At 61.1% G+C, this 15,423-nt stretch carries 14 protein-coding genes; all 14 read right to left on the bottom strand.

What is annotated here, in order from left to right; all coding sequences use genetic code 11:
* Window positions 1-83: 83 nt before the first annotated feature.
* The 14 genes from KGZ40_07695 to rpoN all read right to left on the bottom strand — a co-directional run bounded on the left by KGZ40_07695 (window position 84) and on the right by rpoN (window position 15,408).
* Window positions 84-680, bottom strand: a complete 597-nt coding sequence (locus tag KGZ40_07695; protein ID MBS3957396.1) for a UbiX family flavin prenyltransferase — start codon at window positions 678-680, stop codon at window positions 84-86.
* A 20-nt stretch (window positions 681-700) separates the two neighbouring features.
* A complete protein-coding gene (gene ubiA / locus KGZ40_07690) occupies window positions 701-1,552 on the bottom strand; it encodes a putative 4-hydroxybenzoate polyprenyltransferase (protein MBS3957395.1) in 852 nt (283 codons plus the stop codon).
* A 19-nt stretch (window positions 1,553-1,571) separates the two neighbouring features.
* Window positions 1,572-3,065, bottom strand: a complete 1,494-nt coding sequence (locus KGZ40_07685; GenBank protein MBS3957394.1) for a menaquinone biosynthesis decarboxylase — start codon at window positions 3,063-3,065, stop codon at window positions 1,572-1,574.
* A 71-nt stretch (window positions 3,066-3,136) separates the two neighbouring features.
* Complete coding sequence (locus tag KGZ40_07680) at window positions 3,137-3,862, bottom strand: HAD-IA family hydrolase (protein MBS3957393.1); 726 nt, start codon at window positions 3,860-3,862, stop codon at window positions 3,137-3,139.
* A gap of 4 nt (window positions 3,863-3,866) precedes the next feature.
* Window positions 3,867-4,436, bottom strand: a complete 570-nt coding sequence (locus tag KGZ40_07675; GenBank protein MBS3957392.1) for a nitroreductase family protein — start codon at window positions 4,434-4,436, stop codon at window positions 3,867-3,869.
* Between the two features lie 14 nt (window positions 4,437-4,450).
* Window positions 4,451-5,569: a glycosyltransferase gene (locus KGZ40_07670; GenBank protein ID MBS3957391.1), complete on the bottom strand. Its 1,119-nt coding sequence runs from the start codon at window positions 5,567-5,569 to the stop codon at window positions 4,451-4,453.
* Window positions 5,570-5,605: 36 nt separating this feature from the next.
* Entirely contained in the window at window positions 5,606-6,400 is a 795-nt protein-coding gene (locus tag KGZ40_07665; GenBank protein MBS3957390.1) for an anti-sigma factor antagonist, read from the bottom strand.
* A gap of 21 nt (window positions 6,401-6,421) precedes the next feature.
* Complete coding sequence (locus tag KGZ40_07660) at window positions 6,422-9,643, bottom strand: SpoIIE family protein phosphatase (GenBank protein ID MBS3957389.1); 3,222 nt, start codon at window positions 9,641-9,643, stop codon at window positions 6,422-6,424.
* 92 nt (window positions 9,644-9,735) lie between these two features.
* Window positions 9,736-10,461, bottom strand: coding sequence for a cytochrome c biogenesis protein CcdA (locus KGZ40_07655; GenBank protein ID MBS3957388.1), 726 nt, complete (start codon window positions 10,459-10,461; stop codon window positions 9,736-9,738).
* Window positions 10,462-10,495: 34 nt separating this feature from the next.
* Entirely contained in the window at window positions 10,496-10,717 is a 222-nt protein-coding gene (locus KGZ40_07650) for a cation transporter (protein ID MBS3957387.1), read from the bottom strand.
* A gap of 17 nt (window positions 10,718-10,734) precedes the next feature.
* Window positions 10,735-11,082 carry a zinc ribbon domain-containing protein gene (locus tag KGZ40_07645; GenBank protein ID MBS3957386.1) on the bottom strand — a complete coding sequence of 116 codons (348 nt, stop codon included), beginning with the start codon at window positions 11,080-11,082 and terminating at the stop codon, window positions 10,735-10,737.
* 62 nt (window positions 11,083-11,144) lie between these two features.
* Complete coding sequence (locus KGZ40_07640; GenBank protein ID MBS3957385.1) at window positions 11,145-12,494, bottom strand: sigma-54-dependent Fis family transcriptional regulator; 1,350 nt, start codon at window positions 12,492-12,494, stop codon at window positions 11,145-11,147.
* On the bottom strand, window positions 12,491-14,017 hold the full coding sequence (locus tag KGZ40_07635) for a PAS domain-containing protein (GenBank protein MBS3957384.1): 1,527 nt from the start codon (window positions 14,015-14,017) through the stop codon (window positions 12,491-12,493). The genes KGZ40_07640 and KGZ40_07635 overlap by 4 nt, the downstream gene beginning before the upstream one ends.
* The gene (gene rpoN / locus KGZ40_07630; protein MBS3957383.1) at window positions 14,014-15,408 is read right to left on the bottom strand and encodes an RNA polymerase factor sigma-54; all 1,395 of its coding nucleotides are present in this window, start codon (window positions 15,406-15,408) and stop codon (window positions 14,014-14,016) included. Before rpoN ends, KGZ40_07635 begins: the two co-directional genes overlap by 4 nt.
* Window positions 15,409-15,423 lie beyond the last annotated feature (15 nt).

Raw genomic sequence — 15,423 nt, 5'->3', positions numbered from 1 at the left:
CTGCGAGTACTGAGCGACTTCTATTGGACCCTATGATCGAATATTCTGACGCGATGAGCCTGCGCGAGTCAAGTTGCTCGCGCTCATCCACCCCAACGATCGAACAGCTTATGTTCGATGCCAAGCACGTCGAACACTTTGCCGACAACAAAATTCACCTGATCGTCGAGGGTCTCAGGCCGATGATAGAACCCCGGTGAAGCGGGCGCGACGATCGCGCCAGCTTCCGTCAGCACGGTAAGGTTTCGCAGATGCACGAGCGAGAATGGTGTCTCACGCGGCACAAGAACCAGAGGGCGGCGTTCCTTGAGCATGACATCGGCGGCCCGTTCGGCAAGATTCGAAGCAATTCCCGAGGCAATCGCCGCGCAGAAACCCATCGATGCAGGAATGACCAACATCCCGTCAACCCGGTAAGAACCCGACGCGATCGGGTCGAACAAGTCCTCGCAGCTCGCTACCCGTAGCAGTGCCGCAGACGGCAGCTCAAGAAAGCGTGCCAGAGCCGTGCCCGCGTCCTCAGCCGGCAGCTCGAAACCCGTCTCGTAAGCGGTGACCTCCCGGCCCGCTTCGGTCATAAGAAACGTGACCTCATGGCCCTGTTCGAGCAGTCGCTCGACAGCACGAAGACCGTACACACTACCTGATGCCCCCGTGATCGCCACCGTATACCGACCCATCACACTCCCCTTCCAAAGACTCAGGCGATGAGCCGATCGACAAGCACTCCCGCAAAGATGACCATCGCAATCACACCGTTAAACGTGAAAAACGCGGCGTCCACTCGTGACAGATCCTTGGCCGAGACGATCGAATTCTCGTATGCGAGCAAGACCGCCGCCACGGCGACCGCGCCGAAGTAGGGCCAACCCGCCCCGACCATGACTCCGGCCCCTACAAACACTACCACGGTGAGCACGTGCAGGGCGCGTGTCATCAACAACGCCTTACGGATACCCAGATTTGCCGGCGCGCTGTGAACACCGTCGCGAACATCACACTCGTAATCCATCGTCGCGTAGATGATGTCGAAGCCAGCCGTCCACACCATGACCGCGAGGCCAAACAGCCATGGTGCGGGGTGCGCGATCGGCGCACCGAGCGCGACCCAACCGCCCACGGGCGCCAGCCCGAGACATAGCCCAAGCCAGTAGTGGCACGCCCACGTGAAACGCTTCATGTAGGGGTACGCGATGAACGCCACAAGGGGTATGGGCCAAAGCACGCGTACGATAGGATCGAGCTGCCAGACCCCTGCCAAATACGCTGCGAGCATCACGGCCGCAAAGGCCCACAACTCTCCCGCTTTGATAAGTCCAGCGGGCACTGCGCGGCCGGCGGTTCGCGGGTTGCGCGCGTCGATCTCCTTGTCAACCGCCCGGTTTACGACGAATGCGAACGCTCGCGCACCGACCATCACTACGGTGATCCACCCAAGCGCGGCTACCGGCGGCCATGCCGCCGCGGTGTGTGCCGCGCCGTATACCGCGCCAATATAGGCGTACGGAAGCGCAAACACCGAGTGCTCGAACTTGACGAGTTCGAGCAGCATGCGCGTCTTCTCGGCAAGTCTACCCAAGGCCGAGTTCGTCCCACATCGCGTCTACCCGAGCCTTGACCGCAGGCGACATCTCGAGCGCCTCTGGCCACTCTCGCTCGTGACCTTCCCCGGGGAGCGGTTTGGTAGCGTCGATGCCCATTTTGTAGCCAAAGCTCTCGAAATTGCTCGCGTGATCAAGTTTGTCGAGCGGCCCTTTGCTTATGAGAATGTCACGACTCGGATCCACGTTGTTAAAGCAGCGCCACGCGACTTGGCTGTAGTCATGGCAATCGACATCCTCATCGACCACTATCACGTACTTGGTGAACATCATCTGCCCCATCGACCAGGCGAAGTTCATGACGCGAAATGCCTGGCCAGCAAACTCCTTCTTGATCTGGAATATCGCGCAGTTGTGGAAGACTCCTTCGAGCGGAAGATCATAATCGATCACCTCGGGCATCATCGCGCGAATGACCGGAAGAAATATCCTCTCGGTCGCCTTGGCCATGAAGCAATCTTCCATTGGTGGACGGCCTACGATGGTCGTGGGATAGATTGCGTCGCCGCGCATGGTGATCGCCTCGATGTGGAACACGGGGAATTGGTCGGCAAGCGAGTAGTACCCAGTGTGGTCGCCAAATGGACCTTCAAGCCGAATCTCGTGGACAGGCACGTAACCCTCCAGCACGATCTCTGCGTGAGCGGGCACGAGGAGGTCGTTAGTCACGCACTTCACCACCTCCACCGGCTCTCCACGCAAAATGCCGCTAAACAGGTACTCGTCGATCATGGGCGGCACGGGAGCGGTGGCCGAGAAGATCGTGACGGGGTCGGCACCAAGCGCGACGGATACCGGCATGCGATCGTGCCCCGCCGCTGTCCACTCGCGCAGGTTCTTCGCGCCGTCGTGGTGCTCATGAATGTGCATTCCAGTTGTCTTGCCATCAAAAACCTGCAACCGATACATCCCCAGGTTGGGACGGCCTTTGAGGCTTCGAGTCACCACGATCGGCAACGTGATGAACGGGCCGCCGTCCCCGGGCCACGTGGTAAGTACCGGCAACTTTGTCAGATCAACATCGCCGCCACGTAGCACGACCTGCTGGCACGGAGCTTTCCCCTGCCTGATCTCCTTGGCGCCCGCCCCCGCGAGGTCCTTGAGCCCCATGAGCACGCCCAGCTTGTCCTTCATCGAAGCGGGCATATCAAGGGGCAAGAGCTCCATGAGCTGACGACCCTTCGCGTCAAGATCGCGCCACGTACCAGTCCCGGCGTCGACCCCAAGCGCCCAGGACATGCGGTCGTAACCACCCATAAGATTGATTGCGACCGGATGGCCGTAGCGGCGACCACTTGCGCGATCGACGGGGTTTTCAAAAAGCAGCGCCGGCCCGGCCGCCTTGCTCACGCGGTCGGTGATCTCACCGATCTCAAGCAAGGGATCGACCTCGACTGAAATCCGTTTGAGCTGCCCTTTCGACTCAAGCAGTGCAATGTACTCTCGCAGGTCTCGCAGAGCCATGGTGCCCCTTTCTTGGTGCGATTTCACCCCGGAGATACGCCGCGCGCACTGCCGATACCCTGCACGTCGAACTATACCGGCAGTTCGGCAGGTACATCCACCCAACCCAGCGAGTACTCGAGCAGATCGAGCGTCGCAAGCGCGCTGCCGTGACGGTCGATGCCGTGACGGTCGATGAGGACCGGTCGCAAGCCTGCCGCACTCGCCCCGATAATGTCGGCGTAGTGGTGGTCGCCGACATGAACAGCCTCGTGGGGCAGGACACCAAGTGCCTCACACGCGTGCTCGAAGATGCGCGGATCGGGTTTGTGCAGTCCAACAGCCGCCGATGAGACCACCACGTCGATCATCCGCCCAAGACCCAGTTCCGCAAGTATCGACTCAAGTCTGCTGTCCCAGTTTGAGATGATGCCGATGCCAACACCGCGCGCGCGTAGGCGCTCAAACGCCGACGCAACATCGGCATACGGCATCCACCTAGCAGGATTCCCGAACTCACGATATATCCGATCCGCGAGGGCGGCCGCCACGGCCTCATCTTGTATCCCGAGTTTTCGCGCGAGGAGTGAATACATCCCGATCCACACCTCAGCGGTTCGATTCTCATCGGCCCAGAACGTGTCGTCGCGTCCGTACGCGTCCTCGTAGTACTCGTCGACGAGAGGCATCAATCCCTCGATGTCGGTACGCTCCCGGTCGTGACCAGCGTCGGCGAAAACCTCGCGGCACACCTCGGCCACGCTCGGGTACGGAAAGAGCAAGGTGTTGCCAACATCAAAGAAGACTGCGCGGACCATTCGATCAGTCGAGATACTCGGCGATGTCGCTCTTGTGCGGAGGCGATACAGGCTCGTGTTCAGCGCTGTACCCGAGTGCGATGATCGTGACGATCTCGTGGTCTTTCGGCACGCCAAGGTGTGAAGCAAGCTCGTCGCGCACCCAAAATGCGAACGTGATGTTGCACGCGGCAAGCCCGATGGCTGTCGCCGCGAGCAGGACGTTTTGAATCGCGGCACCCACAGATATCTGCTTGTTGAGTCGTCCAAACGGATCGTCGGCTTTGGGCATCGCGCACACTATGACGACTGGAGCGTTACCGAGCTCTGAGTACCACCGGACCGCTTCTGACATCCGTTCGGGTCCGATCAAGTCTACGTACTCCTCAAGATGAGTGGTCGACTGCGCCATGATCTCGCCTACCCGCCGGCGCGTCTCGCCACTAGTCACATAGAAGAGCCACGGCTGCTCGTTGAGAGCTGACGGAGCGAGAGCGGCGGCCCGCATGATCTTCTCGAGCGCCTCACGCGGTACCGTGTCGGACCTAAAAGCGCGTACGGAGTGCCGCTTCTCTATCGCCTCGAACAACTGCATCGTATCTCTCACCTTCACTTTGTCTCTGTCCGCACTTCCGCGAGAACCCGCTCACAGATCGTTTGGGACGCCGCTGGTTTGCCGAGCGCCCCGGCGTTGTCTTCCATCTGCTGCAGACGTTGCGGGTGTGTTGCCATGAAACGTACCTTCTCGACCACGTCGTCTTCGTCTCGGCACATCAGGCCAGCGCCGTAGTTAACGAGGAAGTCAACATTGTAGAGTTCCTGCCCTGGAACTGGATTGTATATCAGTAACGGAAGCTTCAACGCGAGCGCTTCGGAAACCGTGAGCCCACCCGCCTTTCCAACCAGTATATCGGCGGCTTGCATGACTCTGTTGATATCTTCCACGTAGCCGAACACTCGAACGCGGCTGCCGCCTCTGGCGACGGCATCGAGGCGTTTCTTCAGGCGCTCACTGGATCCGGCCACCGCGAGTACCTGAACCCCCAGATCCTTAAGTGCAGACGCGAGGGATACCGCGTCTGATGTTCCCCCCGCTATGGGAGCGAGCATCACAGTGAATTCCTCGGCTAAGCCAAGCGACGCTCGCGCGGCGCTCTTGCCAGCCTGTTCGGCGAAGCGCTCCCTAATCGGTATTCCTGACACGACAACCCGCTCGTGCGCGATGCCCCGGGCAACGAGGTCATCGCGCACCTCGGAACAGGCCACAAAGTAGAGGTCGGTCGCCGGGTGAAGCCACGTGCGATGAGCTCCAAAATCCGTGATGACCGTCGCGGACACGATCGGCCTGGTCTCCTTCAAATCGGCCACCACACCTCCGGCGACCGGGAACGTAGACACCACCGCGTCGGGATCCCACGAGTCAATGAACTCGGCGGCGCGGGCAAGTCCCATGATACGCAGTTCGTGGACAACAGGGTTTGCCGGAAGTTTGTTCGACAGATCGAAAAAAGTTCCGTATGCCACTGGCAGGAACTGGATGGACTGCTGGTACGCGAATTTCGCGAGCACGTTCAGGCTCGGCACAAACTCCTCGAAAAAATCGATGACCTTCACCTCGACGGAGTCACCATGATGCGTAGCGAGATACTCCTGTACCGCCCGCGCGGCGGACCAGTGACCTCCTCCAAAAGAGGCGCTCAGCACAAGTACGCGTTGTCGACGAGGCACGTTTTGGACTCCTTCGCAGGTCGTTAGACGCCCACGCTACCGTAGAGCACTGGGCGCGTCGACCGCACGATGCTTCACGAGACGCACGGTAGTCCCTCCACCTTCGGCGGAAGCGAAACAGACTGAATCCATGAGCGCCCTCATGAACATGACCCCCCGTCCCCCCACCGCATACAGATCGTCACTGCACGTGTGTTCACCGTCGAACCCGCTACCCATGTCCGTGACTTCGAAGACAACCCTATCGGTGTGAACTGCAATCGCAACAGTCACCACCGCACCATCCTGTCCGCGCGAACCGTGACGCACGGCGTTAGCGAGCGCCTCGCCAAGGGCTACCTGTATATCGAAGAGCGCTGAGTCGGAAAAATCGAGATCCCGGATCAAGGCGACAATCCGTTCTCTGGCTTCGGCGAGACGCTGCACGTCGGCCGCGATACTTAGAGAGTGTCCCCGCTCGACCTCGGTCGTGTCCGAGACCGTGTCGAGGCACGCCATGGCGCTCGCGAGATCATCGGTCTCCTCGAGACATCCTGTAGCCAGGAACAAGCCTGAGAGCTCGAAGATCCGCTCGACATCGCGATTCGCACCCGCCAGAACCGCCTTGCCGCTCCGCGGCTGCAGCTGATGGTCAAGCCAGACCAGCAAGCCGAGAGCGGAACTGTCCGCGTACGTCACGCCGGTCAGATCGATCACGACATTTGAGCACCCGGTCTCTATCACCTGGTCGAGTGCCTGGCGTAACTCAGGCACCGCTCCCAAATCGATGTCGCCATCAACTCGTACCACGCACGCGTGATGCTCTTCTCGGCGGTCGATCGAGTAGTCCATGTGCTAGCCGTCCTCGTGAGTCTAACCTTCGCCGGGCGCGAGCTTCGCGCGGATACGCACGGCTAACACCGCCGCGTCGTCACGGATGGTACCCGGCACGAACCTGTCGAGCGCGGCGAGCAGCTCCTGAGTGACTCCATCGGCATCCCTGCCCCGCTTGAGCGCTGAGCGTACTCTGCCCTCGCCAAAGAACTTATTCCCACGGCGAGCTTCCGTCACTCCATCGGTGTAGAGGAGTAGCAAGTCTCCCTCCTCCACCGCGACGCTCTCTTGTTCGTACGGTGCCAGAGCCATGGCCCCGAGAAGCGGACCCGTTGGCGGCAACCTCAAGATCACACCGTCGGCTTTGCGAAGCAGTGCGGCAGGATGACCGCCGTTCGCGTAGTGAAGCACCCTATTGTCTGTGTCGATTGCTCCTATCCACAATGTGACAATGTCGCTCGGATCACCACTGCTCGCAACCGCCTTGTTCACCTCACTGAGCACGCGCGCCGGCCCGAGTCCCGCGGCCACGAGTCCACGGACCGTGTACTTGATCATCGATGTCTTGGTTGCGGCGGCGACACCTTTCCCGCACACGTCTCCCATGACCGTAAAGATCGATCCCTCTGGACCGCAAAACAGATCATAGTAGTCACCACCGATGTCAGCCTCCACGCCTGCTGGCAGATAGACGCTGCTCGATTCAATTTCTTCAAACTCCGGAAGCGTGTCAGGCAGGATCGATGCCTGGAGCACGGATGCCACCATGTGTTCCTTGCCGTACAGCTTAGCCGTGTCGATCGCCAGCGCGGCCTGAGACGCAAACGTGTGCAGGAGGCCCATGTCTTCGTCCGAGAATGCGCCTTTGGCGGTTGAGAATACGGTCAGCACGCCTATGCTGCGGCCCCGGGCGAGCAGGGGTACTGAGATCAAAGAGCGCATCCCCTGCTCATGGGCGAGGGTGCATACTTCACCACCGTGGGTGATGAGGTCATCGACACGCACTGGCTCCCCTCCGGAAAAGACCTGACCTACTAGGTCGGTCCCTGAATCGGCCGCGTATCGAAGGATCGCAGATGAGACGAGTCCGCGCGCCATCTCAGTACGTAGCTTCTGCGCGTCCGTGTCGTAGGTCATGAGTGAAACCGCATCGGCCTCAAACACCCGCTGCACCACATCGAGTACGCGGTTGAGAACGACCTTAGCCTGAAGCGACGAGCTAACCACCTGACTGATGCGGAAGATGGTCTCAAGACTTTCGGCCTTCGATCGAGCCCGTTCGTAATGAAACGCGCTCTCAAAAGCCAAAGAGACCTGGCTCGCGATCGCGGCGGCGAGCCGATGGTCCCGCGCTGTGAATCGGCGCTCGCCGCGGCGGGCAAATGCGAGAACCGCGCACGGCTCGCCATCGAACTCCACCGCTGCGACAAGCGCTCTTGATGCCTCAAACCCGTCGAGGAATGTGTCGCTTGGACCGGCTTCGCCCCGTTCGAGAACTACCGTCGGGCGACCCGGCGTCGCAACCTGGCGCCACGCCTCCGTAAGCATCTGCTCACGGACGGTGTCACGAGCAGCGGGCAATCCAAACGCCGATCGCTTGAACACCGCCATCGCATCACCGGACGCGCCGAGCAGAATCGACGTCGGCTCCCGTACGCTCCTCAACGCCGCGCCGAGCGCCTGGGGTCGCGAAAGCTGCTCGGCAACCGCGCGAAGCACCTCGGCCTCGGTCCTGGAACGTGTCTCAATTTCGAAAAGGCGGGAGTTATGGACGGCAACCGCCGCCTGCGCGGAGAACGTGCGGATCATCTCGGTCTCCGCGTCAGTGAAGCCGTGACCGGCACTCTCGATAACCACTACCACGCCAAGCGGTTCAGTCCCCACGACGAGTGGGGCGGTCAACACGGTGACTGACCTGCCATACTCGCCGGGAACAAGGGAGGCCATGTCGGCACCGAGTGAGAGGCGCACCTCAGGACCGCTCGAATGCATAGCGTCGACTAGCCACGTGTCGGCCGCGAGGGGAATCGCGGGCGGGCTACCCCCCGCGGACGCGTTGGAACGAGCGAGCGACAGTGTCCCCGACTGGTCGTCAACGAGGAAGACAGCGACGCTCGCGCTACGAACAAGATGCCCGATCGTGGCTACGATCCCGTCGAGCACCTGATCCAACCGAGACGAGCTCGCGAGGAGCTGTGCGAGGTCGTGCAGCGCATTGAGCCGTACGGCAATCGCGTTGAACGCCTCGGCGAGACGACCGACTTCGTCGGAGCGATCACTCGCGAGCTGATGCACGTAGGCGCCGGTCACCGCTTCTCGCGCACGCTCCTCGAGTCGAGTGAGCGGCGAGACAAGTTTGCCTGCGAACACGGCTGCGAGCACAAGGGAGAAGAGTCCGCTCAACGCGAGCGCGACCACCGCAGGAGTAAGGGCGCGCACCGTCGCGAGCACCATTACCGATCGCGGCTCGAAGATCAGCGCACGCCACTCAAGACCTTCGTATTGCGCGATGTCAGCCCACCGCCCCCACACCACGGAACCATCGTCCACTACCGCTGAAACCGTGCCCGAATCCGCACCAGGCTCCTCGGGCGTGAAGACGACGCTTTCCCGCATCGGCGCAGCCATTCCGCCGCTTTGTGCGACGGTCACCCCGTACGGGGTGACGAGCATGACACTCCGTCCATCTGCGGCATCGGAGAACCGGTCGACGACAAGCTGGACGAAACCGCTACGAACACGCGCGAGCATCACGAGGTCGTCGTGTCCGGCCACGGAACGAGCCACCCACAACCACGACTCCAAGCTTCCCGGAACGCGCTCGTAGTGGTAGATGGGACGGTCTGGCACCGCCGCGGCGACGACCGGATTGTCGATTCCTTCGCGAGGCGCCTGAAACGCTGGGTGCGCACTGATCACCGTACCATCGCGTTGCACGAACATCAGCCTATCAACGTACTCGACGCCCGTGTCGAACTGCGCCGCTAGCGCTCCGCGGTCGATCGCTCCGTCACGGGGATCAACCGCGACAGATATCGCTCGAGACACGAGACGGCCTGCAGGATCGAGCCGTAGCGAAACGTCGCCAACAACCGCGTGCAGATACGCGGTGTGGCGCGCCGAAACCTCCCCTCGCGCCAGATCGTACACTCCTCCGAGCGCTGTGAGGGCACCCATGGTCACTGTCAGCGAGACCATCAGCAGTGTGAGCAGGATAATGTTCGAAGCGAGGGTTCCGCCGCTGCTACGCCGTCTGAACAACTGCTGTCGACCGCTCTCTTCAGGTTCGACTACGCATGCACATCGTACGTCACCTGAAGGGCAAGGCCAACCTTGGAGCGTTCACGAGCCGGTTAGGGGGTCAAACCGGGAAACGCCCTTGTGAGCACTGACACGAGCGCCGACATCGTACCGCTCACTATAAGCACACCCACGGCGATCAGTAGCGCTCCGGCCACCCTGTTGACGGTAAGCGCGTGACGATTGAGGCGCGTGAGCAGCGGACGCACGGAGCCAAACAGTAACGCCGTGGCTACGAACGGCGCCCCGAGTCCAACTGAATACGCAAGGAGCAGCGTCGCGCCCTGAGCGACATCGCCTGAGGTTCCCGCGAGCGCGAGTACCGCGCCAAGCACAGGCCCCACGCATGGCGTCCATCCAAATGCGAACGCGGCTCCCATCACAAACGCGGCTCCTCGTCCAAACGCACCAGCCCGGCCAAGATCGAACCGGGCCTCACCATACAACCACGGCACTTTAAAGATGCCGAGCATTAGAACGCCAAGCCCAATGACAGCAAGACCGGCAACTCGCTCGATAGTCTCGCGATGATCGACGAGGTACCCTCCGAGCACACTCGCTGAGGCGCCAAGAGCTGTGAAGACGACAGAAAAGCCGGCGACGAACAGCAGCGACGGGACAAGAACCCTTCGGCGTGCCTCGCCTCCAGACAGGTCACCGACAGCCATGCCCGTCATGAATGAGAGGTAGCCCGGTATGAGCGGCAGTACGCACGGAGAGAGAAAGGACACGACGCCCGCCGCGAACGCGGCGGCAAGACTCACCGAAGCAACATCCATGGGGCGAATTCCCTGTTCTGTCGCGAATTAACCGTTAGAGAGCTGTGGCATCATAACCGATCGACCTGACCGCCGCTACGATCCCGTCGATGTCGATCGCCTCCGGGTCGAAGGTGACTTCGGTCGTTCCGGATGCGTACTCGGTCTTGACGCTTCTCACGCCGGTCGCGTCCTCAAGTGTCATATCAATCAGCATCGCGCACGAGCCGCAGTGCATCCCTGTCGTGGCGAGGCGCACGGTCTTGGTCTCGGACATACGAGGTCACCTGTTTCTTAGAAGCGGAGTGTTCGCCCGGCATCTACCGGATGACTGACGTCGCGATCCAGCATCTCGCCGCAGTATGGACACAGACGCCACCCCGCCACAAGCGGCGCTCCGCACGAAGCGCAGGGGCCGCCGTCCAGATCAACCTCGAAGTCACCCCCGACAGGACGGGAGGCAAGGAGCATGAGCGTCGTCACGCCGACGAGCATCCCGCTCGCGAGCGCCGCGCCAAATGTGCCAATCTGCGCTCCGGAACACGGTCCAAGAGCAAACACGACGGCGAGAACTCCAAACACCGCCGCGCCGATCGCGGCGGCGGTAAGCAACGCTTGAGGCGAGCGAAACCAGCGAGACACGTGGGGACTCCTCGGAGGGGCTGTGTTTCTTTCATGGAGGTGCAAGGGGTGTGCCAAATTCGCTACACTCCGAGCCGCTGCATCCTGGCCTCAAGTGTCTTGGTTGTCAGCCCGAGAAGCTTGGCCGCCTTGGGTACGTTGCCACCAGCGCGATCGAGCGCCTGGCGGACCAGATCGAGCTCGACCTCCTCGAGATCAACACCCTCCTCCGGCAACGTGAAACCTCCCGAAGCGTCCGAACAAACACCGCTGTTGAGGCGAATTTCGAGCGGAAGGTCTTCAACTCCGATCTCTTCGCCGTGGGAGAGGATCACGATGCGCTCGATCGTGTTTTCAAGTTCGCGGATGTTGCCCGGCCACCGGTATGCGAGTAGGGCTTCCATCGCTTTTTGCGAGATAGTCTTGGCTCCCGCGTTGAGCTTCTCAAGAAAATGTGCGACGAGTAAGGGGATATCACCTGATCGTACGCGCAACGGAGGCAGGGTGACCGGAACTACGTTGAGACGGTAGAACAAGTCCTCCCGGAAGCCACCATCGGCAATGAGCTGTTGGAGGTCACGATTGGTTGCGGCGACCACCCGCACATCGACTTCGACCGTCCTGGTTCCGCCGAGGCGCTCGAATCGGCGCTCCTGAAGGACACGTAACAGCTTCACCTGGACCGCTGGCGTGATGTCACCAATCTCGTCTAAGAAGATTGTCCCGCCGTTAGCCATCTCAAAACGGCCGGGCTTGGCACTCACCGCTCCCGTGAATGCGCCCTTCTCGTAGCCGAACAACTCGCTTTCGAGAAGGGTCTCGGGCAGCGCGCCGGCGCTCACCGAGATGAACGGCTTGCCGTCTCGCGACGACAGGCTATGGATCGCCCGGGCGACCAGCTCCTTGCCTGTTCCCGACTCACCGTAAATCATCACGGTCGCGTTGGTGGGAGCCACTTTGCGCACGTTCTCAATGACCGCCATCATTGAGGAGTCGGCCGCGACGATCCCTTCAACGTCGTACTCCTTGTCGAGCTCTTCGCGCAATCTCTCGACCTCGGCCGTGAGATCACGGACCGCAAGCGCCTTCTCGATCGCGAGCTTAAGTTCCTCCAGATCGAAGGGCTTGGTCAGGTACTCGCTCGCCCCCGCCTTCATCGCCTCAACCGCCTGGGCCACGTTACCGTGCGCGGTGAGCATGATGATCGGGAAGGTGCTTCCCTGCGCCCGTAGCCGCCTTAGAACCTCCATCCCGTCGGGCCGGGGCATGCGATGGTCGAGCACCATCACGTCGGGTTCACCCTCCGCTACCGCCGCGAGCGCCTCCTTGCCGTCAGCCGCTTGCACGACCTCGAAACCTTCACCCTCGAGCGCCTGCGCGAGTACCCATCGCATGTTCTTCTCGTCATCGACGACCAGTACACGTCCTGTCACAAAAGCTCCCTTACATCCCCGTTGACGGAAATCGGCAGCGCCACAGTGAACGTGGAGCCACCCGCTCCGCTTTCGACCTCGATATGTCCGCCATGCTCATCGATGATCCGATGAACGATCGTCAAGCCGAGGCCCGTACCGTCATCCTTTGTCGAATAGAACGGGTCGAACACCTTAGACAATTCCTCGACGGGTATGCCGGGGCCTGTGTCACCCACCGACAGCGCCACGTAGTCACCCTCTCGACGAGCCGTCAGGGTGATGGTACCCGACCCGGCATCAGCCATCGCTTGGACAGCGTTGGTGACGAGGTTGAGAAAGACTTGCTTGAGTTGATCTGGGTCGGCCATGACGAGTGGAAGTCCCGCAGGCAGATCCTCTTCGATCCTCACGTCGGCCTGGCTAGCGAACCGCCCTGTGAATAGCACTACGTCCCGCAACACCTCGACTGGGTCGGTACTCATCATCGTAGGCTTGCTCGGCCTGCCAAAGTCTAGGAGGGCCTTGATGACTTTGTCGAGACGATCGATCTCGTGCTTGATGACGTCGGCGGATTGCGCGATCCTTCCGGCGTCACCTCCAGCGTCTTCCAGCAGCTGGACACTCGCACGGATGATGCCGAGCGGATTGCGCACCTCGTGGGCGACGCCGGCCGTCAACTCGCCCATCGCGGCGAGCCGGTCCGCCCTGATGAGCTGGTCGGTGAGAGCCTTGATCTCAGAGACGTCCTCGATCGTTACAACGGCGCCAAGAATGCGGCCGCCCACAGCCCGCATACGCGATGTAGACACCTGGACGTGCACCTCGCGACCGTTGACTGTAGTGACGGTCACTTCGCGCAGGGTCAGAGGTGCGCGCCCCGAGAGCACCTTGCGCACATCACCTTCTATGCCGCCGTCACTTCGGAAGAGTTGCCCGATAGGCTTGGGCACCATGTCATACTCGGACATACCCAAAAGACGTTCCGCCGCGGGATTTACGGTGGTCACCGATGCGTCTGGGCCAACAGTGAGCACTCCCGAGGTGATGGATCGCAGGATCGACTGCGTGTAGTCCTGAATGTTGATGAGCTGGATCGCGCGCTCCTCAAGCTTGCGATAGGCATCTTCAAGCCGAGTGCTCACCTGTCGTAAATCGTCAGCTTTACCTTCCTCAAGGTCACGCAGAGCTCCAAACAGCACGCCGACGACAAAGTACATGAGCACCTCGAGCCCGTTGTCCACCAGGCTCGATGGCGGTGTCACTCCAAGATCGACACCGACGTACATCACAAACGGCACGCTCGCCGCCAGCGCCGCCAGCGCGCCCCCCCGCTTGCCAAACACGAAAGCCGCGTAGAGGATCGGCACGTAGTAGAAGCGGCGGTACAGTTGATGGAGGGCCTCGGATGTGGTGTACATGTCGGCATGAAGGTGGAGAGCCGTGACAACCGCCAATAGCACCGTGATGATCGCGGTCGCGCGGACGGTGCGTGTACGCCGCGCGGCGGGAGCGCTCGCCGGAGTATCGCCGACAGGAATCATCTGCGCTTCCGCGCCCACGACGGCTCGATCCGCAGCTCCTCGCGGTACTTGGCGACGGTGCGCCTCGCGACGGTGACACCCTCGGCGGACAGAAGTTCTGCGAGTCTTTGGTCCGAGTAGGGTTTCACGGGATCCTCCTCGGCGACGATCTCCCTCAGGCGCTGTTTGATGCTCGTAGACGCCACGTCCATACCGCTTGTGGTCCGGTAGCCGCCTGAGAAGAAGTGCTTGAGTTCGAAGAGCCCGTACGGAGTGGCCATATACTTTCCAGTCACCCCACGGCTCACAGTCGAGAGGTGGACCCCGATCTCGACAGCGACATCTTCAAGACGCAGAGGACGCAATACCCCGGTGCCGTTCTCGAAAAATTCGTGTTGCACCTCGAGAATGATCCGAGTGATGCGGCTTACCGTGTCCTTGCGGCGATCGATGTTCTTGATGAAGCTCTCGGCGTTGCGGATCTTTTCTCTGAGGTAGCGCCGTGTCTGATCGTCGGCGCCAGATCCGCTCCTGAGCATGGAGCGGTAGCGTGAGTTGACCTTAAGGGTGGGAATCGAGTCGCTGTTGGGGATGATGAGCCAGTCGTCATCGAAACGCCGAATCGTCACGTCAGCAACGATGTAGCCCGGTGAGGGACCCGGCGAATACGCGCCCGCGGGACGCGGGTTGAGCGTACGAAGGATACTGACTAGGCGACGAACCTCGGACTCGTCGATCTTGAGTGCGCGCGCGATCTTGCGCATATGACTAGACGCCACATCGTCTAAGTGCTCGGCGATGATCCTTTCAAGCATCGGTTCGTCGAGTTCGAGATAGTCCATCTGGATGCGCAGCGCCTCGGCAAGATCACGCGCGCCAACGCCTGGCGGATCGAACTGCTGCACCACCCGCAGCCCCGCTTCCGCCTCCTCCCTGGTCACACCAGCGACAGCGGCTATCTCGCGGCAATCCCCGCGAAAGAATCCATCTTGGTCAAGCGATCCGACGACCGCGCTCGCCGCGGCGTACACAGCGGGCGTGAGATCGAGTAACGCCAGTTGGCCGTTGAGATAATCGTCGAAACTGACGATGCCTCCAACGAACTCCTCAGTGTTCGCACTCTCAGCGTCAGGATCTCTTGGACCGCTGAGCTCACCAGAATCAAGATCGTCGTACATGTCGAGCCACTCATCCCACGCACGTTCCTCTTCCGCGCGCTCGACAGGCTCTTCAGGGGTCTCACTGGAATCAAGATCGATATCGTCAAGCTCAAGTACCGGGTTCTCCATGAGCTCGGCCTCGACCAGCTGCTGAAGCTCAGCGACAGGCATCGCAAGGATGCTGAGTCCCTGGTACACCTGCGGGGACAGGGTGACCTTCTGGCGTAGCTCAGTCCTATGCCCGAGCTCCACTGCCGTCTCCTCACA

The organism is Clostridiales bacterium, from assembly GCA_018333995.1.
Classification (GTDB): domain Bacteria; phylum Actinomycetota; class Coriobacteriia; order Anaerosomatales; family SLCP01; genus JAGXSG01.
The sequence above is the reverse complement of the archived record's forward strand: the minus strand, read 5'-3'. Positions and strand labels throughout refer to the sequence as shown.